This window comes from Segatella hominis, from assembly GCF_004535825.1.
Taxonomy (GTDB): domain Bacteria; phylum Bacteroidota; class Bacteroidia; order Bacteroidales; family Bacteroidaceae; genus Prevotella; species Prevotella hominis.
Window position 1 is genome coordinate 1 of record NZ_SGVY01000057.1, and the last position, 22,239, is coordinate 22,239.

Sequence of the window (22,239 nt, forward strand, 5' to 3'; positions counted from 1 at the left end):
AGAGCATTCCGTGAAGGGCATGACCGAACTCATGGAACAGGGTGGTTACCTCATCCCAGGTAATCAGGGATGGCTGACCTTCTGGTGCCTTGGCATTGTTGCATACATTATATATGATAGGCAACTGGCCACGCTGCTTGCTCTGCTTGGCAAAGGCGCTCATCCATGCTCCGCCTCGCTTGGTTGGACGGCGGAAGTAATCACTATAGAAAAGGGCGATTGGCTTGCCGTTCTTGTCGCTTACTTCGAATACCTTCATGTCTGGGTGATAGGTTGGTATGTCCTTACGCTGCTTGAAGTTCAGACCATATACACGGTGTGCTGCATAGAATACGCCATTGACCTGCACGCTGTCGATATTGAAATATGGTTTTACCTCGTCATCGCTGATATTGAGCATTTCCTTTTTCATTTTGGCTGAATAGTAGAAACGGTCGTATGGCTCCAACTTGAAGTCCTTGCCTTCTGTCTTCTGAGCATATTCCTCTATCGCCTTGGTCTCAGCATCTGCCTTAGGTGCATATTCCTTGATGAGCTGTTTGAGGAAATCATCCACATTCTTAGCGTTCTTAGCCATAGTCTTTTCCAATGAGTAGTCGGCATAGTTGTCATATCCCATCAGTTTTCCCTTCTCTGCACGGAGTTTCGCTATTTCTGTGACGATAGGGAAGGTATTGAAGTCAGGGTTGGTGCCATCTGCACGGTGGATGCTTGCCATATAAACCTTGCGACGGAGTTCACGGTTCTGCAGGTTGGTGAGGATAGGCTGCTGCGTGGTATTGATGATGACGATGCAGTATGGTGACTTGCTGCCACGGCTTTCTGCATCCTTCTTGCATTGTGCGATATCTGCCTCACTCAGTCCGGCAAGTTCTTCCTTGCTGTTTACCCAAACCACAGCATTGTTGGTTGCGGCTGGAAGGAGATTGTCCCATTTCTGCTGCAAGTCTGAGATGCGGGAATTGATCTGCTTCATGCGCTCCATCTTCTCTGCTGAGAGCAGGGCGCCGGAACGTACGAAACTCTTGTAGATGACCTCGGTGAGTCTCTGGTCTTCTCCCTTGAGTTTCTTATATTCGTTGTCGTAAACGTACTTGATGCGCTCGAATAGTTTCTGATTGAATGAAATCTCGTTGTCCAGTTCGGTGAGCATTGGTGTCGCCTTCTTCTCTGTTTCTGCGATAGCAGGTGTTCTGTGGGCACTGGTGAGTCCGTAGAAGATGCTTGTCACTCTGTCGAGCAACACGCCACTCTCTTCGAAGGCGAGGATGGTGTTCTGGAAGGTAGGCTTCTTCTTGTTGTTGACAATCTTCTGGATGTTGGCACGCTGCTCCTTGATAGCAGCTTCGATAGCAGGAAGATAGTCACTCTCCTGAATCTTACTGAAATCAGGAGCTCCGAAAGGAAGGTTGCTCTTCTGCAAGAGAGGATTCTGACGACTGCCGCCCGCATTTTGGGCGAACGATAAGGCTGGCATCTGCAGCAGGGCAGCAGCCAAACCGAGTGTAAGGAATGTCTTGTTAAGTTTCATCATGTTTTTTGTTTATATTGCAATGATTCTACAAAGATACGCTTTTATTTCGGATTACCGCACATTTTATTCATATTTTAATGGTTTCTTAATAATGTTGGTTTAGTTATTCAGGTATAAAATAGTATGTTATTGTAAAAGCTTTTGTACTTTGCAATGGCATAGTTTAATGATACAATATAATGATGAAACAAACTTTTATACTTTTGTTCTTCCTGTTGGCGGCAAGAGTTCGCAGTCTTGAGGTGTAGTGTAATTTGCTGATTTTCAGTAATATAGCTGGTGGAAAATCTACATGACCTAACGAAGCGCTTCATTAAGGTCTAATGATGCGCTTCATTAACACTTAACGATGCGCTTCATTAACACCTAACGATGCGCATCATTAGACCTTAATAAAGCGCATCGTTAGAGTTCGTACTTGCACTTCTTTAGAGGAAATGGAACTTAAATATATATTTGTTAATAAAAATGCTTAATTTTCGTTGTCTATAGCTACAGTATCTTTTTGTATTCTCGTGATACAAAATCAGCGAGGGGAAATCCCTATTTCTCTCATTCACAACTCATTTTCCTACCATTGTACCCCAAATGTGGTTTTTGCCAAACTTTTAATAGTGTAAATTCTTTTGGTAAATTGGCATTTGGTAAAGAACGTTGGCTTTCAATTCATATCATCGTCAAACGGTAAAGAAGAATTGAATTTATCAAAATCAGAATTGAATAATTTGTCTTGTATCACACGATACTTTTCAAACTCTGACTCTGCAAAACTCTTGGCAAATTCAGCAGAAACCTTTCCTGCATCATGTAATACGGCATCACCTCCGGCTTCAAGAATAATGTCTATACGCTTTGCCCAATCTTCCATTGTCATTGGTATATGTCGATTTGCCATACGTTCTGCTAAGTCAAGCACAGAGTTGACAAGTTTTCCCATATCTTCAAGTTCCACTTGTTTTAGATAGTTCTTGGCGATACTCACATCTGGCTTGACAATCTTTCCATCAGGTGCATTCTCCCAAGTGGTCAGTCCCATATGCTCTTTCTCCGCATTGGCTCTTTCTACGATAAGTTCTGCCGCAGTATGCCCATGCACTGCGTAATGCATCTTATTCTGAACTTTTTTATAAAACAGACGCGTGGTAGGTGCATCCTTATTGTAGTCAACAGCTGTAGCGTATATATCCGTAAGCTTTTGATAAAATCTTCGTTCACTCAACCTAATCTCACGTATCTCCGCCAGCAAATGCTCAAAGTAGTCCTCACCGATAAACGAGCCGTTCTCCATACGCTTCTTGTCTATGATATAGCCCCGAAGAGAGAACTGCCTGATGACATAGGTGCACCATTGGCGGAACTGTGTGGCACGGATAGAGTTGACACGATAGCCAACAGAAATGATTGCATCAAGGTTGTAGAACAGCGTGTTGCGTCGCACCTCTCTCGCACCTTCCTGTTGAACTACCGAGATTTTCTCGGTAGTTGCCTTCTTGTTCAATTCATTTGTGTCATATATGTTCTTCAGATGCAAACCGATGTTATCAGTGGAACAATCAAAAAGCACAGCCATTGCTTTCTGCGTAGCCCATACCGTCTCGTCCTTATATAGCACCTGAATGCCCTGTTCCTTACCTTCCGCCACGAAAGTCAAGAACTCTGCCGTACTGTTTCGTATTTCAAATTTCTTTGCCATTATTGATTTCCTTTTATGAATCTAAACACTGTAGTATATGATCATGTATTCAATGAATGCAATTCCTAACGTATAGTCCAATGCAAATGTTTTTACTTCCACAAACTTCCCTTTTTGAATATCCTGCAAGTGTTCGATTTTATATAATCCGGATTTTTGTCTAATTTTTCCTGTATATTTTTTTTATTTGCAAGTATAACCTTTAGCCGATTTATGTCTCTATTCGCCATGACTGTATGTTTGTTAGGTAAGCAAAAATACATAAAAATCCCCAAATACGTATCGATTGCACCTATTATTTATGGAAGTTTAGCAAAATAATGAAGATTATTCATTAGGTTCAAGCTAAAATCCCATCTTTCAAATTCGCATAGAAAACTACATTAGGGAAGAGAATACTCCCTTCCCCGATGTCCTTCTTACTCATCCGAACAGTGGTAGGTCAAGTCCTTTTCGATGCCAGCTTTGTCTTTCGCTGTATGATGCTGATTGTTGGCACACCATCTATCGTTTTTATATCACCTTACTATATCCTTTCATTTCCGATGGTTAGACCCGCTTGGGATAATTGGTGGATATTTTCGAAACCGCTGTTTCGGAAATGGTGGTTCCATAAGTGAAAACGCTGGATTTGTCAGAATCGTGGTCACATTCCTTTCCGGGCAGTATGGATATTGTATTTCATCTGCAATTTAATCTTCCCTCTTCATCTTTTCTCCTCCTATGTCAGTTTTTGTCACAACCGGATTGTACTTTTGCAGCAGAATTGACAATAACTCTATATAGTTAAGGTATGAAAGCTGAAAAAAAGAGGGAGTGGAGTCCCTGAAAAGTGAAATATAAGAGGAATCCATAAGATTTCTTGTTAAAAGTTTGGTGGTTCATCAGATTTTTACTAAATTTGCCATAATATTAGCGACAGGGCAGGTGAAAGTCCTTGCTTGAAGTCGCTATGATGCAGAGAAACAAGATAATCTTGTGGACACGAGCAAACTATTCAGTTCTGTAGGTTGAAATCTGGTAAATTGAAACGTAGAAAGAACGAGAATTTGTTTGAGCGAGTCTACGCCGTCATAGGTGTGGATTCCTCTTTCGCATTTTCTTTTCTACGGGTTTTACCAGAGCCTAACTTACAAGAAAGTGAAGAAAGTAGGGGTTCGCACCATTCTTTTTTTACTTATGGACCATTATGAACTTGTTTGGTTCGCAGATATTTCCTACCTTTGCAGAAGATTAGCTGCACCTCAGCATAACATTCAAGCAAGCTTGATGATTCTGCTTTCGGTTTGCATAATCTTTGCAGAAGATTAGCAGCACTCGGCAATTTGAAAGCAGTTTTCATTGCGCCCGTTTGCATGAATTTTGCAGTAAGATAAGCTGCATATCAGCATAATAAAAGTAAATGATCTGCTGTTTCGGTTGAAAAGCAGGAGCAGCAATATGTAATAACCTAAAAACTCAATGCTTATGAGTAAAGTATTTCAAGTGAAGCCTAAGCGCCTTAAACGCTCTAACGGTACCGTCCTCACTCCCGATATGGTAGTGACAGTAACGACCCTGCAGCACACCGCCACCCCTTTTTACAATGGAGCCAAGGAGGTGCAAGAAGCCTATATGCGCATCTATGCTTTCGATTATAAGAAAGCATGTTGCAATCCTAATGATTTTGAATTTATAAAGTTGGACTAAAAATATATAGTGTTTTTCTGAACAATAAAACAAGTGTCATGGAAGATCTTTTTTATAATATAAAAATGGAACATATTGAATTTTTAAAAGAAGTGGCTCAGGAACTTGGCCAGCAAAATATCTTGAATAGTTTAAATGCTATTCAGGAACGAGCATCTCAGCAAAATGCAAATTTGTTGATACCATTGGTAGGTGAGTTCAGTTCTGGTAAGACAACGTTATTGAACGCTCTTACAGATAGTAAAAAACTTGAAACAGCAACAAAACCGACAACTGCAACAATTTATGAAATCCATTTTGGATGTAATAAGTGTGAGGCAAATGTTGTCTTGTCGGATGGGCAAGTCGCTCATTTTGATGATTTGGGAGAACTTAAAAATGACCAACTCTCAGATGCACAAATTGTGACTGTATTCGATACATCAACGAAAGTTCCATCATCAACCATTTTGGTGGATACTCCGGGATTGTCTTCTCCTGTTGTTAAACATCGTCAGGTGTTGGTTGATTTTTTGCCGTCTGCCGATGCCATTTTGTTGGTAGTTGATATTAATCAGCAGGTTACCCGTTCGTTGACAGACTTCATAGATATGATAAAGCTGTCAAAGCGTCCTGTTTATATTGTATTGACAAAATCTGATACGAAATCTTTATCTGAGATAGAGGCTGCAAAGCAATATGTTGCTGATAATTGTAAGTTGCCTGTACAACAAGTTGTTGTTGTTAGTGCTGCCAAAGAAAACATGTCAGAATTGTATGCTCTTTTTGAGACAATCCAAAAGTCTAAAAATGAAATTTTGGCAAAAGTTGATGGTCAGCGTATCAAAGATTTAGCTCAAATACTTGCAAAACGCATAGATGAGATGTTGACAGCGTCTTCATCGGACGAGAATCTTGACATGGAGATTAGACGTCAGCAACTTGATTTGGATAAAATCAAGAGAAATATCAACAAATTGATAGACTCTATGGCAAGTGATATTTGTGAGGATGGAACCAATATATCACGTAGGTTTGAAGATTCTATGTATGAAAAGTTAGGTTCTCTTGTTGCAGGTGGTAGTGCAAATATGGACAATGATGCTCTTTCTGTTATAAATAATACCGCTTCATTGCTTTTGTCGGAATATAAGAATAACATTATGGGCATTTTGAAGTCAAAGGTTCAAAGCGTACAAGGATCAGAAAGCGAAATTCCTGTTGAGTCATTAATGTCTATAGATCTGTCAGAAATTCAAATTTCAGGACTGAATTATAATCTTGATTTGAATTCTATGGGGCATGAGTATGACGGTATAATCAAAACTGGTGTTATTGCAGTTGCTGCAGTTGCTACCGTTGCAGCAGCAGTTGCTACAGCAGGAGCTGCAGGAGCAGCTGCGGGTGCAGCAGGAACAGCAGGAACAGCGGGTGCTGCTGCGGGTACAGCGGGAACTGCTGGCGCAGCAGGTACTGTAGCAACAACAGTTGCCGCATCTAAGGCTGTAGATATTATAGATACTGCAACCGATGTTGGTAGTATTATATATACGCGCAAGATGATGAAACGTATTGCTAAGACAGAGGAGTTTGCTGGTAAAGCTGTTGATAAGTATAATAAGATAGAGAAGGCAGATGAGAAAGGCATTCTTTCTTCTATGGTTGGCTTTGCCACGGAGAAATTGCTTTCTAAGCCACAACGTGTAAGAGCTGTTAGAAATTATGTTGATGGTACTTTGGCTCCTGAATTCAAGTCTCAAATGGAGAACTTGAGCCAGAGTGTTGTAAACATGGTTAGAGGTAGTTTGCAGAATGATGCATCGGAAATGATTGCACAGAAGACTGCAATGTTGAATGAACTTAAAGAACAATGTTCGGAGCATAAGGCAGAGTATGCCCGTAGAAAAGAAACTCTGAAGCAATACAAAGAAAAATTATCAACAATTTAATAATATGGATATAATAGAAATTTTAGGTGCATTGGTTGTCGGTGGTGTTACTGGCGCTATTGCAAAGGACAAACTTATAGGTAATCCACAGTTGCAAGCTAAGATTCGTGAGCTTGAGAGTATTTACAAAGAAAACAATAACCTGCGTGAAGACAAGAAGAAACTCTCACGACAGGTCGAAGACTTACTCTCTGAACTGAAAAAGTTACGTCAGGCCTCACAAGATAATGAGGACGACAAGGACGATATGGAAGACGACTTGATGAAGGCTCGCATGGAACTTAAAAAGTTGAAGAGAGAGAATGAAGAGTTGTCGCGTTCTCTTAAGGAGCATAAGCAAGCTTGTGATTCGTATGAGATTGAAATCAAAAACTTGAAAGAAAAATTAGGTTGATTATGACAGAGTGGATAGTCTTATTGGTCGGCGTCATTATAGCTCTCGCTATTGGTTTCTTTTTGGGACGACAGAAAGGAACTACTGCCACAGTGGAGGATGATACCAAAAATCTTGAAGAGGAGAACAAACAGCTGAAGGATAAATATTCGGCTGTTTGTTCTAAGTTGAAGGATGCGGAAGCTGGTCTTGAAAATGTTCAAAAGGCTAAGGATATAGAGTCAAAGTACAAGGAACTTTTGAGCGATGCAAAAGCAGAATGCAAGAAACTTGATGAACAGCTTAAGAATGCAATAAGTGGCAATTGTGATGAAACAGTTAAAGCTCAACTTGATGAGGTTGTAAAACTTAAGAAATGTATTACAGACCTTGAGGATGAGATTGAAGACAATGAGGATGATATTGACAACTACAAGAAAAAGTTGAAGAAGAAGGATTCTGAATTGTCTGAATTGCAGGAAAACTATGATAAGGAATGCAAGGCTTCAAAGCAGATGAGCGAGGAGCTTGGGCTGGTCAAGAGAGAATTGGATGAGAAAACCGAAGAACTTAAATTAAAGATGGGGTCTTTGGAATTTATTCAAGAGATTCTTTCAGCTCAGCAGACAAAAGCTGATAGTTCTGTACAGCTGTATAAGAATATAAACTTCTTAGAATCAGTTATACGTGGTCAGGTTCTTGATTGCTATGAGATGGCATGGACGGAAAAAGGTATACGAGTAGGAACTTCCAATTACAATAAAGAGAAAGAGGTTTTAATGTCAAGTTTCTTCCATTGGGCTGCTATGAAAAAGAAACATTGGCTTGATGGTAAGACTACGATTGCCTTTGTTGGTGAGTTCTCTGCAGGTAAAACTTCTATCGTGAATAGAATTCTTTCGCAAGACGATAAGACAATACCGCTATTGCCTGTTAGCACAAAAGCAACGACTGCTATTCCTACATATATTGCAGGCGGTGTATCAACTGCTTATCGCTTTGTTACTCCTGATAATATTGAGAAGAATTTGTCTGAATCCACATTTAAGAAAGTATCAAAGGAGGTTCTTGATCAAGTTAAGGGAGTTTCATCGCTGATAAAGTACTTTGTGATGACTTATAAGAATCCTAACCTTGATGGCTTGAGTATATTGGATACTCCTGGCTTTAATTCTAACGATAGTGAGGATAAGGAGCGTACCATTGAGGTTATAAATGAATGTGATGCTTTGTTCTGGGTTTTCGATGTTAATGCAGGAACTGTGAATCGCAGCTCTATATCACTAATCAAGGAAAAGCTGAACAAGCCTTTGTACGTAGTAATTAATAAGGTGGATACTAAGCCAAAGTCGGAGGTTGATAAAGTAGAAGCTCTGATAAGCAAGACATTGAAGGATGCTGGCTTAAAAGTGGAACAATATATCCGCTTTTCGGCAAAGGCTCCTTTGGAGGATATAATGGCACCAATCAAGTCTGTTGGTTCTACATCTGAAAGTGACACTTTTGTAGATGATGTTCAAAACGTTTTGGTAGGTTTGTTAAATAAATACGAAAGTACAGTTCAAGATGCTTCTCGCGAATATGACGGGCATACAAAAGCTTACAATAAGCAGATTGAAAACGTGAATAGGTGTCTCTCTGCTATATGCGATAATTGTGTTGAAGCTGCAGATATTCCGCAATGGACAGAGCATCTTTTCTCTAAAGATCGATATGAAATGTCTGGAGACGAAGGCGAACGACTTATTGGTATTTTGTCGGATATTGCAGGTGAACAAACGGACGATTTGATCTCGGCTTTTCAGGCTTTGCAGGAAATGCAAAGCGAAATGGATAAAGCGCATGCTTGCTTAATTGAATGCAAGAAGCAGTTTGTTCAAGTGCAAAAATGTCTTGAATCTTATAATAACGAAACTAAAAAGTTTAAGTAAACATGGAACAAAATCTTTTTGAAGAATTTCAAAATAAGAAGAATAAATTAAAGTCCTTGGCATTGAAAGCCAAGGACTTTGGTTGGATTGATGAGAATCGTTGTAAAGAACTTATCGATAAATTGGAAAAAGACATCTTGACGATTGGTGTTATCGGTCAGATGAAGTGTGGTAAATCTACGTTCCTCAATTCTTTTGTTTTTGAGGATACGGTATTACCAGCTGCTACAACTCCTATGACTGCAGCTCTGTCTGTGATAACATACGGAGAACAGAAGAAGGTGGTTGCTGAGTTCTATACCAATGATGAATGGGAAGAGCAGAAGGCTCAAGCTGCTCGTTCGTTGGATGATGTAGCTGGGGATACTATGGCTGAATCCAAAATAAAGGCAGCAAAAGAACTTGTATCTAAAGCTTCAAGACTTGGCTCTAATCTAAGAGATTATTTGGGTAAAACAAAAGAAGATTCTTTTGAAAATCTAATAGAGTATGTAGGAGCAGACGGTAAATATGTTTCTATCACTAAATCAGTAAAGATTTACTATCCTAAAGAATATCTCAAGGGAGTTGAAATTGTGGATACTCCGGGATTCAATGACCCTATTGTTTCTCGTGAAGAGCGTACTAAAGAATTCCTCAAAAAGGCAGATGTCGTATTGATGATGCTTTATGCCGGTCGTCCGTTTGATGCAACCGACAGGGATATTATCTTCAAGAATGTTAGTCAATGTGGTATTGGTAAGGTGCTCATTGGTATAAACAAGTATGATATACCGTATTGTAGCGATGTAAATCCTGAGGATGAAGAGCAAATCAAGGATTATGTAAAGTCTGAGATTGCTAAGGCATGTCGTGAGTCAAATGACAATACGTTGTCTGATATTCTGAGTGAGGCAGAACCTATTCCTTTGTCGGCAGAAATGGCTTTGTTGTCAGAGTTGCCAATGTCAAAAGTGAACTCTGAAGAAGCTTTGAGTTTTGCATGGAATCGTCATTGCTCGAATTTCGGTATAGGTTCACAACCGGAAATGCGTAAGTGGAGCCATATAGATAATTTGGTCAACGCGATTCGTAATTTGATAGATAAAGAAAAGAGTCAAATACTGTTTGCCAAGCCATTGAATGCTATATATGCAGCAGGAGGAAAGCTTAAGATGGATAATGAGAATGCTCTCAATCAGAAAAAGGCAGAAATAACAATGCTGCAAAGTCCTGATGATGATTTGGAGGAAAGAGAGTACAATCTGTCAAAGGCTTGTAGACGTTTAGAGAAAAAACTGGGCATTCTTGAAGATTCTTTGAATGATGACGTAAGAACTCTGGTGAAAAATGGTGAAGACATTCTTGAGGACTTAGTGGATTCAGCTTGCAACAAAATGGAAAATGTTGTAGAGACAGATTTTGGTCTTTTCACTAAACCGGAATCGTTACAACCTAAATTCGATAAGATATATTCGAATTTGGTTAATCGTGACGTGAAGAGAAAGATGAAGAATCTCCAAGAAGAAGGACGTCGTAAGTTTACGTCGTCAATTCAAGACTTCTTTACCGATGCAGAAGATATTTTATTAAAGTATCTTCCTGACATTGATATTGATACCCAAGATTTCATCAAAGATTTACAAGGAAAGATTAAGCTTGATATGGAAAATGTTTCTTTGTTCAGTAAAGATGGTGAGGACCTGACAGATGCAGGTTGGTTGGATATTATTGGTGGTTTTCTTGATGAATTCTTTAATCGTCTAAGTTTTGGTCTTGTTGGTGCGATAGGAAGAGCATTTGCACATAACTCAACGAAGATAGATTTATTGAATGATATTAATAATATGCGTGATAGCTTTGATTGTGGAGATTTATTGCAAGGTGCTTTTGCTAATAAGGATAAAGTCATCAATACTATAAGACAAGAACTAATTGAAGGTATGTTGAATCCTCTCCAAGAAAAGGTGGAAGAAATCCGAAACGATAAGGCAAACAAGGAGACTAAATTGGAGGAAGCCAAGGCTACCTTAGATGGTTTGCTTGAGAAGAAGACGATACTGGAAGTACAGTTGGAAGAGGTTGCCTCTTTAAAGAATGCAATCTGATGTTCTTAGGTAAAGTGGGTATGGCTTCTAAGTCATACCCACATATAGTTTATTGATATATTCAGAATATTATTAACTAACAATTTAAATAAGATGTAGGCAAGTATGAATAATAATGACAACAAAATCTTAGATGAACTTAGACGGCACGGCAAAATCTTTGAAGATCCTTGTCCGAAGTCTGAGAGCATTATTGGTAAGTTGATAGACTTATTCTTGAAGAAAAAGTCTTGAATTGTGAAACACTCGGTGTGGCGGAGGCAGGAAACCTCCGCTACTGTCAGATAAACGATAATATTATGAAGTTGGCGATTACTTATGCTGAGCTGCAGAATTATGTAGCCAGTCATTTTCATAAGACTGTTAATCTTGGGTATGTAAACGGGGCTACAGTGTCTGTCTCTGTACCTATCAAGGTGTTGGGCTTTACCAAGTCGGTTAGCATAAACCTTATTGTGAAGAAGATTGAGGGTACAGACTTGTTCTTGTCGTATGGCGGCAAGATGGGTATTGACATGCTTGTTTCGCCAGCCATCTCTTATGCCAAGAAACTTGTGCCGGAGAAAGCAGGTTGGGTGGAACAGATGCCTGGCAATATTGTTAAGCTGCGCCTTGGCGACATTGACAAATTGCAGAAAGTGTTTGAAAAGCTGAAACTTGACAATATCTTATTTGAACAGGGAAATATTGGAATAGAAATGTCATTAGTCTATTGATTCGTCATAGGTGACAGATGTCTTTATTCGCAAAAAAATAGAGCATTTTTACTTTTTTCTTGACGTTCTGTCACCATTTGACATATCTATATAGTTATTTCGCAGCCGAAATCAAATGTATAACTATATAAGGTAATGTAACAATGGAAAAGAACATCAGAAAAAGAGTGTGTTGGTTGGCTGCGGTATTGAGTGCCGGGCTGGTAGTATTATTTGGCTATTGGTTCTTCTTGAACCCTCATGGCTATTGGCAAAAGAAGAAGGAGGCTGAGAAGAATGAATATATGGATAGGAGGATGCTTTGGCGGAAGTCGGAGAAAATGACCATGCAACAGATGTTGTCGGACATGACGCTAATGGCTAAGGGGGATTCGGTCCTGGTTTGTTGGCTAACTGGTCTCTCGCTTCCCGTTTATCGTGACTTCATTCATGGTACTGCGCAACCTACAAGGAATGCTTGGGCTGAGACGAGATATTGGTATATGTCTTCTCTCGCTAAAGGCAGAGAATGGATGGAGGAACATGCCAAGACGAGGATTCACAAGAGCCTGATCTTTCTGGAAACGAGTAGATTTCAGGTGCAGAAGGATTCCTTGAAGGATTATCGTAAAGAGAAACTTACTCCAACTGAGATTAGAAACAACAAGATGTATCTAAAAGATAATTGTCTGTATAGATGAAATCATAGCATAAATAAAGTATAACGAAAAATGAATAAAATTATAGGGCTTCTTGTAATGGTTTTCCTATTCCTGTCCTGGCGACCAATCGTTGCTATAGTGGCAGCAGTATTGTTTGTCAACATCAATGGTACGGAATTGTATGGATGGCAAGCTGGATTGGCGCATGGATTGTTCTTCCTGCCTAATCTGGTGAGGCATCTCTTTGACGGCGATGTCCTTTTCAAGGCTACCAATTGTACTACAGGTTATTATGTTGCCTGGTGGATAGCTACAGTTGGTTCGTGCATCGGTTGGCTCGTTGATGCAACCTTCTCTTTTATGAAGGCATCGGTATTTGTAGGTAGTGATAAAGAATAAATAAATATAAATACGATGAATAGTATGGCTGATAATCAAAAAGTATATCAGGCAATCAAGACGATTGCTGATGAACTCTGCAAGGAGAACAAGACGTATCTTCGTGCAGATTTGGCTTTTGAACTGAAGAAGTATGGTATAGCTTCCGATTCCTCGGAGGTGAGTAAGCTGGTATTTGACGCCTACAGATATTTCCATGATAATGGCAATATCGCCATTGCTTTTGTTTCCAATAATTCACGTACAACCCTTGTGGCTGAATACAAGTTGAATGACAGTCTGGAACAGGGCAACAAGGAGGAGGCTTTGAAGATAGCCGAGACGGAACTGGCGTTGTCTTCATCTGCTTTGGAGCAGTTGAAAGAGCAAGTGGAATTGAACCTTAACCTGGTTCTTGCTAAGGGAACGTCGAAAATGGCTGATATTGTCATGGGTACGAATGGCGTGAAAGATGTAAGAAGTAAGGCGGCTACCATGTTTGATAAATATACCAAGATGGTGGAGGCTTATCACTATGCTGAGGATAGCGTTCGTGGAAACATCGAAGATTTTACCTCCTTGCGTAGTGATATCGGGACAGTTTATCGTGACTATGCCCTGAAACTGATTGATATCTATGGCGATTCCATCAAGATGGTTTCACCTGATCTGTTCGACTTCAAGCGAATAGAGTGGCTGGATGTGGACGAGATGCTTAAGTATGTGGAGCTGGAATATAACAAGCTCACGGAAAAATGTGCAGCTCTGATTGGTGAGATTTCTGTTAGTTTCCGTACTTCCTTGCAGGGTTCTTTGCAGGCTTATAAGTCTTTGTCGAACGGCAACAAGTCCTTGGGCTTGGCGATGGCAGGATTGACTATGCTCGAACACTATATGGGAGCAAGTGAACGCGCTAATCGTTTGAAGTCTGATTTATCAGTTTTCCAGATGAGCGTGAAGCATGATGCCACTCGCATCAAGGCTGATATGGGACGATTGTTGGTAATCTGCAAAACGCTCAATGATGTGGTAATCCCGAAGGCGAATGTGTTCTTGCGTTATGGAGAAAAACTGTTGGCTTCTGACTTGAAGGCGACGCTTGATGCTTTGTATGCGGATGAGACTATTCGTCCATTGGAGGAGCAACGAAAATGTCTGCTTCAGCAGATGAAGGCGTTGGACATGGAAATGAACGACCATCTTCAGAACATCGATGTCTATACCTCGCTGATTAATGACATCACCGCTACCTTGGAGTCTAAGCAGGGATGCTATATGGAAGCGAAGGCGAAGAAGCCTTCCAAGCCTTTCTTCCTCGTCAACTGGATTACCTTTGGTATGGCCAACAAGAACTACTATCGTGACTTCGCCGAATGGAATGCGGTATGCTTCCCACTTGTAAGAGAATATGAGAGCTATCAGGTAGATTTGAAGTTGGATAAGGAGGAATTGGAATCGCATCGTGAGGAACAAACCCGCATCAAAAATGAGTATGCCAAACTCTCCAGTGAACTGGATAAGGTTTCTAAGGAAATCAGAAGCAAGATCGTTTGCTCTGATGACTTGAAGTTGAAGATGCTGAAACATCTTCGTGATATGGTCGCCATGCTGAAACTTGGACGTGAAATCATGGAGTGCAAGATAGATGAGAAGTTGGTGCATACGGTCGATATTCCGAACATCAAGGATAAAACTCAATTGCCTGCTGACGTAGAGCAGAATCTCTCGCAGTTCACAGACTTTTTGGCAGATAATCTCCATGCAAATAAGGAAATGGCACGAAATCTGCTTGATGGTGTATCTGAATATACAAAGAATCAGAAGAAGATAGAGGGAAATGCTGCACAACAAAAACCTGCTGAATATAGTGAGGAGGAGTTGATGCAGGTAACTGGTGCTATGGAACAATCCTTACAGAAAGGTATCGCCCTGTTTGACAGTTTCGCTAAGCTCAAAGCGCAGCAGCTCAGTGGTAGCTTGGCTTCGGCTGCTTACGATAAGGAGTTGAAGAAACATGCTGATGAGTTTAAGCGTGAAATGGCTAAGATAGACAACAAGAGTGCTTATCTTCGTGAGGTGTTCAAGTGTATCAATCTGGCTGGTAGTGAGGAGGAACGTAAGCAAGCTATGGAGTTGATGAGCGACTTGAGCGGTTTCTCTCTTTCGGAACAGGAGTTCATGGAATTTATAAATGGTAAGAAACAAATAGAATTATAAGGCGTATGGAAAGTTCAAGAAGACAGCAGGCCCAGGCTGATTTGGGCATGGATTTCGCAAAAGAAGATCAAAAGCGAGAGGCGGCTCTTGCCAAAGAACAGGCGAGGGCTGATAAAAAAGCTGCAAAGCGTGAGAAGATGATGAACATGCCATCTTATCGTCTGATGGTAGGTACGGCGAAGTATATGGACAAGTGGTTCTTGGATCCTATCCTTGGTTTCATCCTTCCTGCCGGTATCGGTGATGCTTTGACGAGCGTGTTTGCATTCCCATTTATCTATTACAGTCTTTGTGTGGTTAAGTCTATTCCGCTGACTTTGGCTGTCATCTATAATATCTTGATGGATGTGCTGATAGGTGCCATACCTTTTTATATAGGTGATGTGCTGGATGTATTCAAGCGTTCGTATGTAGAAAACCTGAGATTGGTTACCGGGTATATCGAGGATGATAAGGAGATTATCAATAAGGTGAATAAAAAGGCATTCTGGACGGCTGTGTTCATCGTCGTGCTTTGCTGGTTGATTTATGTGGTGATATCATGGGCCATTCGCTTGGGAACCATGGCTTATGATTGGATAGCTTCATTATTTTAAAATATGAATAGCAATATTTTCTTTCAACCTTTCGTTGGCAAGGATTATGTCAACGGAGGCATCTTTGGCAAGCGAATCATGATATTGGGCGAGAGTCATTATTGTGATGAGAGTTGTACGGATTGTGGCGACTGCCAGCTACATCGGGAGTGTATGAACTTTACGCAGCAGGTGCTTGATGATTATCTCAATGAGAACAAGGAACGGCAAAACTGGATGCGGACTTTCTTGAAGTTTGAGCGTTCGTTAGTGGGAGAGGAGACCAATCAAGCAATGAGGCTGAAGATCTGGAATTCGGTCATCTTCTTCAACTATCTGCAAGTGGCGATGGGTGGCCCTCGCGAGGCTGGCACTGCCGAGCAATATCACCAGGCTGGGAAGGCTTTCTTTGAGGTCATCGAAAAGTATCAGCCTCAGTACATCATTGTATGGGGTAAGAGGCTTTGGAACAATTTACCTGGCGGTCACTGGCGCCAAGAGCAAATTTCTGATGTTCACTGGGTGGATTGCAATGACATGGAAGTGGAAGGCACTTGGGTGCCTAATGGCTTCTACATGATGCCTGGTGGCAAGCATGTTAAGGCTCTTGTGGTGAATCATCCTTCCGTAGGCTATTCCTGGGACTATTGGTACAAGGTGATACAAAGATTTTTGAGATAATTTTCTCGCTTGCGTCACGATTTGACACACCTGACCTGTACCTTTGCAGCTGTAAACATAAAACAAGGAATTATGACACAGATTACAATCAATATCCAGACGTTGGACTGGACAATGGGGGAGACCGTAGGCTTGCACTTGATGCTGAAGAAAGGCAGCAAGGCAAGAATCGCTTGGGGCGATGGAAAGGTACAGGTCGTGACAGGTAAACAGAAACCTGCTTCCGAAAAGTTGGCTTGGGTGGAGGCAGGTCATGCCTATCCTGAGAAGGGCATGTACTACACCATTACCATCTGTTCGGAAGAGGAGGATGCCATTATCGGATTTGATGGATGTGGCATGTTCGAGGTGAAAACCTTAGATGTGATTCTCACGGAATGTCCTAACTTGCGTATCTTGGGCTATTCTGGGTATGGCGAGGAGAAACTCGACGTGAGCAAGAATCCTTTGCTGGAGTTCATCGACTTCCACGAGATAAGAAACGAGAAGTTGGATTTCTCTGCCAATCCACTCTTGGAGGAGTTGCATATTGATGGAGCCAAAGATTTGGTGTCTTTGAATTTGAGCAAGAACGACAAGTTGCGTCGCTTGGACATCTTCATGTGTCACAATCTTCAGCATCTCGCCCTGAGCAATCAGTCGCAACTGAATGAGGTGGATTTCGCTCTCACTCATCTCCGTCCCAAGGACTTGGAGTATTTGGAGAAGACGTTGAAGCGAAACTCTCCCTACAAGATACGGGGAGGAAGCTTTGGCGATGATAAGATAATAGAAGTTAGTAATGGTGAAATCGTAGGTGAAGATGAAGGAAAATTGGATTCAACTTATCGATACAATTGAGAAAGATCCGTTTGAAACGGAGGCTTTCTTCGCTTTGATGGATTATGTGGGCGAAGCGTCGGATGATGACAAGCGCAGAGTTGTACAAGAAGTAGAGCGTCGCATCAAGATGATTGCCCGTTATGATACGGACAAGAGTTTCCGCTTCCGTAAGTTCAGTGAACAGGAGCGGGAGGTGCTTGATTCCCTTTGGAGTACTCGGGTAAAGATTCTCAATGTGATGATGTTAAATCCTACAGAGGAAGAAATCGAGCGTTTGGGACATCAGAACGATAAACTTCATGAACTGTCGAAGGATGCCTTTGCGCAAGGTCGCAACCTCTGGAAGTCTTTGTTGCACTCACCGAGTTTGATGGCAAACGAGGATTATTATGATGTGGAGGAGCACGTTGATTTCAGTTGGAATGATGAGGATTCCGTCCTCAAGATGGATAATGATGACTATTATGGCTCAGACTTCGAGTATATGCTCCATTTTCATTGCAATTTTAGGGATAGTGGGCGGTATTATGTGGGTGAACCTTTGGTGGCGGATGATGGCACGTCGTGGAATCTTGATTATCTGGATAATCCTGCCTTTGACAAGTTTTGCATCTGCCATCTCCTTCACTCGCTCCATAGTCATGAGCATTACTCTTTGCCTGACATCCTCCGTATGGATGATTTTTGGACGGATGTCAGCTTGAGATATGAGCGAGAGGTGTATCAATGGAAAAAAGGAAACGTAATCTTTAAAGAGGAAGTAAATGGAAAAGGAATGGAAAAAACTGATTGATGAAGTTGAGAACAACCGTAGCTATAGTTCGGAGCCTCACTGCAATTTCGTTGATTTTCTAAGAGAAAAGTCTACGATAGAGGATAAGCGTGCCATCGTGCAAGAGGTGGAACGTCGTATCAAGAAGGTGGTGAATCGGGAAGAGAACAATCCTGACTATTTCTTCAGAAACTTCACTGATACGGAGCGGGATTTGCTGGACGATTTGCTCGGGCTTCGTGAGGTGACGCTCGATGAGATGATGCTTCATCCTACTGCTGCCGAGGTGGAACGATTGAGCAAGTTGAACGACAAACTCTACAAGCTCACCTTGGAGTGTTTTGAGCAGTGCCGTAACCTTTGGCTTACGCTCTACCGTTCGCCATACAAGGTGGACGACCGTTTCTGCTACGACTTGGACAGTACGCTTCGATTCGGGTATGCTGACAAAGACTCGGTCTTGCATCTGGAGAATGATGACTATTACGGTTCCGACTTCGACTATATGATTCATCTGACAGATGAGTTGCTCAGTACAGGACATTGCAAGATGGATACCATCGTGAATGGTGCGTCTGCCAACTTTTTCGGCAACGAAGAGGATACGTTGAGAGAGTTGACTGATACGCTCGACGATGGCACGTCGTGGGCGGAAGGCTATCTGCACAACAAGGCGTACGACCATTTGTGTATCTGTTATGCGATGCATGCCTTGCATACTCATGAGCCTTGGTGCCTGCCAGACATTCTTCGTATGGATGACTTCACGGTGAGCGTAGAACTGAAATACGACCGCAATATATCCGAACAGCGAGATATTCGTTATGCTGATGATGGAAATGAAACCGACCCTCATTGGCCTGAGGATGTGCCTTGCTTGGGTAGAACACAAAAAGGCTGAGACCTTGACATAATAAAACAAGAAGTTTAACGTCATATATAAAAAATAGAAGATTATGAAGTTAGCAGAAGCATTGAGCATCAGAGCCGACTTGCAGAAGAAAGTGGCTCAACTGAAAGAACGTATCAAGGAAAGCGCCAAAGTGCAGGAGGGTGATGAACCTTGCGATAACGTGGAGGAACTGTACAAGGAACTGGATGACGTACTCGTCCAGTTGGAAGACTTGATTTATCGCATCAACATCACCAACGTTCAGATAGTTCAGGACGGAGACTCCTTGACTCGATTGATAGCCAAGAGAGACGTCTTGTCGATGCGTGTCAAGGCATTGAAAGAGGTGGTGAACTACGTAGCTGCCAACGATACTCGCTTTGGCAGAAACGAACTGAAATATGTTAGAACCATAGATATAAAGGCTCTTCGCAAGGAGGCTGATACCTATGCCAAGCAGTATCGGGAGCTTGACCTGAAAATTCAGAGTTTGAACTGGACTGTAGATTTGGTAGATTTGCAAGACTTGCCCCGATAATGGAGCGAGGATTGAAATTTTCATTGAGTAGATTAAAATTTTCGGAGAAAAGATAGAGGCAGCAAGAAACTGACATCAGGCAATAGGTCTGTGTTAGCATTATTAAAAATTCATGTGTTTCATGCAAAGAGACGAGTTTGTTCACAGTTCATTTCAAGCATCGGGCACAAGTGTATCGCGCATTGGTATATGACAAAAGTCAGAAACGCCAGCATTTAGCATTACCATTTTGTTGGCTATCTTTTCTCCTTTTCTTTTTAGGCATTTCTTGTAAATATTTAGAGATAATGGACAATCGTGTAAAATTCTATAGTTGGCTGATAGGCCTCTTGGATCGTAAGCATCTTACCTTTGAGGAGATTGCTAATGAGTGGCGTGATGCCAACGCTAATCAGGATGAGGATGAGCTGGACAAACGTACCTTTCATCGTTATCGTGAAAATATCCAGTCGCAGTTTGGCATTACTGTGGAATGCGATAAGAGCGACGGCTATCGGTATTATCTGAAGCGTGATCCGATCGCTAATGATGATGTGACGGAATGGATGCTGAGTTCCCTGCGGTTGGCTTCGCTTGGTGATATGCTGAAATTTCATAACAAGGTGATGCTTGATACGCCGCCATATAACACGGAATATCTGGATGATATTCTTGCAGCGATAGATAAGCAATATCTGCTGAAGTTTAAATACGTTTCGGGGTTCGGGGCAGAGAGCGATATCGTGCTACAACCGGCTTTCGTGAGATACTTCAAACAACGGTGGTACGTTGTGGGAGTGAAGAAACAACGTTCGGCGTCCGAAGGGAAAGCCAATTCAAGTGCAGAGGAAGATGTGAGAAAGCTCGTTCGCTGTCTTCCTTTCGAACGCATCAGTTTCCTGAAGCTTATTTGCGAGAAGCATCCGTTGCCGGCAAAGTTGAAGAAGTTCCTGACTCCAGAGAATTATTATGAAGATTGCTTTGGCATCTATCGGATGGAAGATGTGCCCGTGGAGAAAATCCGCATCCGTGCCTTCTATCCGGAATACAATTATATCGAGGAGGTTCCGCTGCACGAGAGTCAGCAGAAAGTAAAGGAGTCGAAAGATGGAATGTATCGGGAATATACCCTCACTGTTCGCCCCAGCCGTGATTTCCTTCAGGAACTGTTGTGGCATGGCAGAAATATCATCGTACTGAAACCCGAGAGTCTGAGGCAGGAGATGATTGGTATCTTAAAGGATATGACGAAGAGTTATGAGACGGGCGAATGCCTGAATGGGGAGGAATAAAAGAATCCTCAGATTGGGAATACACTGTGTGCCCAATCTGAGAAATTCGTGTTATTTATATTCCTTCAGTCAGGAACTTGCGAAGATGCAGGTGCGTGATGCCGTCATCATCATTTTTGGTGAGCAGAGGAGTCATGGAGATAACGTACTTCGGATAGTTGTCTTTGATGGAACGGAGATTGCCAAACTCACGCTCTCTGGTTGCATCGTCGGCTATGATATAGGAAGCTTGCACGTAGATGCGTTCGCCTCCTGGCTTGGTACAAACAAAGTCGATTTCTCCAGCTTGCAGTTGTCCTACATAAACTTGATAGCCCAAGCGTATGAGGTTCTGATAGATGATATTCTCTATCACTTTCTCAATGTCTCCTTCACGTGTTCCCCCGGCAATGGCATTTCTAATGCCGTTGTCTTCAAAATAAAACTTATCATTGGTTTCAAAGATACGTTTGCCGTGAATGTCATAGCGGTTCACCTTGTGCAGGATATAGGCTTCGCAAAGGAAGGATATGTAATTGGTGATAGCTGCCGAAGCAATGGATTCTCCTTGAGATTTCATATATTTGGAGATGCTGTTGGCTGAGATGAGTTTACCTGTGTTATCTGCCAGGAAACGCACCAGGTTCTCTAAGAATGGCACGTTTCTTATCTGGTTGCGCATGATGACATCCTTAAGTAAGACGGTATGGTAAATATCCATTTGATATTCACGTGCATCATCCTCTTCAAGACCTATCTTTGCCAGACCAGGCAAACCGCCATACTGAATGTACAGAGCAAGTGCTTCGTCATTATCTGATAGTTGATGAAATCCCAGAAACTCGTTATAGCTCAGCGATTGGATATAGATTTCCTTATATCTGCCACCGATGAGTGTGCTCAGTTCATTGCTCAGCATGCGAGCATTGCTACCTGTGATGATAATGTCGGTGTTGGGTTCTGTGCGATAACTTCGAATGGAGCGTTCAAATTCCTTGATGTCTTGTATCTCATCGATAAGGATATAGTTATGTTTATCGGATAAAAAGTGCTGTCCGATATAGTCGTTGAGATCCTGGTAGGTCTGAATGTAGTCAAACTCTCTTTTCTCCTTGTCTATATAGATGATATTATTGTCGTCATCTGCCATTTTACGGTCACGAATCATCTTCATCATGCAGCTTTTGCCCACACGACGTTGACCTACTAAGACGATGATTGTCTCCTTACCAAGATACCTTTCTATCTTGTCGATATATGATTGACGAATAATAGTTGCCATATTTTATCACTTATAAATGAAATTTTTTGCAAATATACGAAAAGTTTCATTTATAAGTGATAAAATATGTCTATTTTTAGTTTTTATAACTTATAGATGGTGTCATGTAACTACTCTTTTACCTTTGCACCCAGAATCAAGTAACATGGATTTGGTTAATTGGTGTTAAGGTGTACTATTAACTACTCTAGCAAATAGCTATGTGCTGATTTAGTCCTTCACCATCCAAATCCTTTTTCT

19 protein-coding genes are annotated in these 22,239 nt (G+C 41.4%); 16 read left to right on the top strand and 3 right to left on the bottom strand.

Annotated features, from left to right (window positions below; all coding sequences use genetic code 11):
* Window positions 1-1,531: M3 family metallopeptidase (locus EXN75_RS14810; protein ID WP_134844397.1), on the bottom strand; the 1,531-nt coding region annotated here is incomplete at its 3' end.
* Between the two features lie 664 nt (window positions 1,532-2,195).
* The gene (locus EXN75_RS14815) at window positions 2,196-3,227 is read right to left on the bottom strand and encodes a virulence RhuM family protein (protein WP_134844398.1); all 1,032 of its coding nucleotides are present in this window, start codon (window positions 3,225-3,227) and stop codon (window positions 2,196-2,198) included.
* A gap of 1,467 nt (window positions 3,228-4,694) precedes the next feature.
* Between EXN75_RS14815 and EXN75_RS14820 the strand changes: the two genes are divergently transcribed.
* The 16 genes from EXN75_RS14820 to EXN75_RS14895 all read left to right on the top strand — a co-directional run bounded on the left by EXN75_RS14820 (window position 4,695) and on the right by EXN75_RS14895 (window position 20,738).
* Window positions 4,695-4,916 carry a DUF6140 family protein gene (locus tag EXN75_RS14820; RefSeq protein ID WP_134844399.1) on the top strand — a complete coding sequence of 74 codons (222 nt, stop codon included), beginning with the start codon at window positions 4,695-4,697 and terminating at the stop codon, window positions 4,914-4,916.
* A 38-nt stretch (window positions 4,917-4,954) separates the two neighbouring features.
* The gene (locus EXN75_RS14825; protein WP_134844400.1) at window positions 4,955-6,844 is read left to right on the top strand and encodes a dynamin family protein; all 1,890 of its coding nucleotides are present in this window, start codon (window positions 4,955-4,957) and stop codon (window positions 6,842-6,844) included.
* Between the two features lie 4 nt (window positions 6,845-6,848).
* A complete protein-coding gene (locus EXN75_RS14830) occupies window positions 6,849-7,238 on the top strand; it encodes a coiled-coil domain-containing protein (protein ID WP_134844401.1) in 390 nt (129 codons plus the stop codon).
* A 2-nt stretch (window positions 7,239-7,240) separates the two neighbouring features.
* On the top strand, window positions 7,241-9,148 hold the full coding sequence (locus tag EXN75_RS14835; RefSeq protein ID WP_134844402.1) for a dynamin family protein: 1,908 nt from the start codon (window positions 7,241-7,243) through the stop codon (window positions 9,146-9,148).
* 2 nt (window positions 9,149-9,150) lie between these two features.
* Window positions 9,151-11,235, top strand: coding sequence for a dynamin family protein (locus EXN75_RS14840; RefSeq protein WP_134844403.1), 2,085 nt, complete (start codon window positions 9,151-9,153; stop codon window positions 11,233-11,235).
* Between the two features lie 230 nt (window positions 11,236-11,465).
* Window positions 11,466-11,951, top strand: coding sequence for a hypothetical protein (locus tag EXN75_RS14845; RefSeq protein WP_134844404.1), 486 nt, complete (start codon window positions 11,466-11,468; stop codon window positions 11,949-11,951).
* A 143-nt stretch (window positions 11,952-12,094) separates the two neighbouring features.
* On the top strand, window positions 12,095-12,631 hold the full coding sequence (locus tag EXN75_RS14850) for a hypothetical protein (protein ID WP_134844405.1): 537 nt from the start codon (window positions 12,095-12,097) through the stop codon (window positions 12,629-12,631).
* 30 nt (window positions 12,632-12,661) lie between these two features.
* Window positions 12,662-12,991, top strand: a complete 330-nt coding sequence (locus EXN75_RS14855) for a hypothetical protein (RefSeq protein WP_134844406.1) — start codon at window positions 12,662-12,664, stop codon at window positions 12,989-12,991.
* A 24-nt stretch (window positions 12,992-13,015) separates the two neighbouring features.
* On the top strand, window positions 13,016-15,187 hold the full coding sequence (locus tag EXN75_RS14860) for a hypothetical protein (protein WP_134844407.1): 2,172 nt from the start codon (window positions 13,016-13,018) through the stop codon (window positions 15,185-15,187).
* Window positions 15,188-15,192: 5 nt separating this feature from the next.
* Complete coding sequence (locus tag EXN75_RS14865) at window positions 15,193-15,783, top strand: DUF4112 domain-containing protein (RefSeq protein WP_134844408.1); 591 nt, start codon at window positions 15,193-15,195, stop codon at window positions 15,781-15,783.
* Window positions 15,784-15,786: 3 nt separating this feature from the next.
* Window positions 15,787-16,443: a hypothetical protein gene (locus EXN75_RS14870; RefSeq protein ID WP_134844409.1), complete on the top strand. Its 657-nt coding sequence runs from the start codon at window positions 15,787-15,789 to the stop codon at window positions 16,441-16,443.
* 72 nt (window positions 16,444-16,515) lie between these two features.
* Complete coding sequence (locus tag EXN75_RS14875; protein ID WP_134844410.1) at window positions 16,516-17,283, top strand: hypothetical protein; 768 nt, start codon at window positions 16,516-16,518, stop codon at window positions 17,281-17,283.
* Entirely contained in the window at window positions 17,246-18,058 is an 813-nt protein-coding gene (locus tag EXN75_RS14880) for a hypothetical protein (RefSeq protein WP_134844411.1), read from the top strand. The genes EXN75_RS14875 and EXN75_RS14880 overlap by 38 nt, the downstream gene beginning before the upstream one ends.
* Entirely contained in the window at window positions 18,030-18,938 is a 909-nt protein-coding gene (locus EXN75_RS14885) for a hypothetical protein (RefSeq protein WP_134844412.1), read from the top strand. The genes EXN75_RS14880 and EXN75_RS14885 overlap by 29 nt, the downstream gene beginning before the upstream one ends.
* Window positions 18,939-18,993: 55 nt before the next feature.
* Window positions 18,994-19,467, top strand: a complete 474-nt coding sequence (locus tag EXN75_RS14890) for a DIP1984 family protein (RefSeq protein ID WP_134844413.1) — start codon at window positions 18,994-18,996, stop codon at window positions 19,465-19,467.
* Window positions 19,468-19,754: 287 nt separating this feature from the next.
* Window positions 19,755-20,738 (top strand): helix-turn-helix transcriptional regulator, encoded by a 984-nt coding sequence (locus tag EXN75_RS14895; RefSeq protein WP_134844414.1) that lies wholly within the window; start codon window positions 19,755-19,757, stop codon window positions 20,736-20,738.
* A 55-nt stretch (window positions 20,739-20,793) separates the two neighbouring features.
* On the opposite strand, the gene EXN75_RS14900 is transcribed toward EXN75_RS14895, so the two are convergent.
* Window positions 20,794-21,999: an ATP-binding protein gene (locus EXN75_RS14900; RefSeq protein ID WP_134844415.1), complete on the bottom strand. Its 1,206-nt coding sequence runs from the start codon at window positions 21,997-21,999 to the stop codon at window positions 20,794-20,796.
* Window positions 22,000-22,239: the final 240 nt, after the last annotated feature.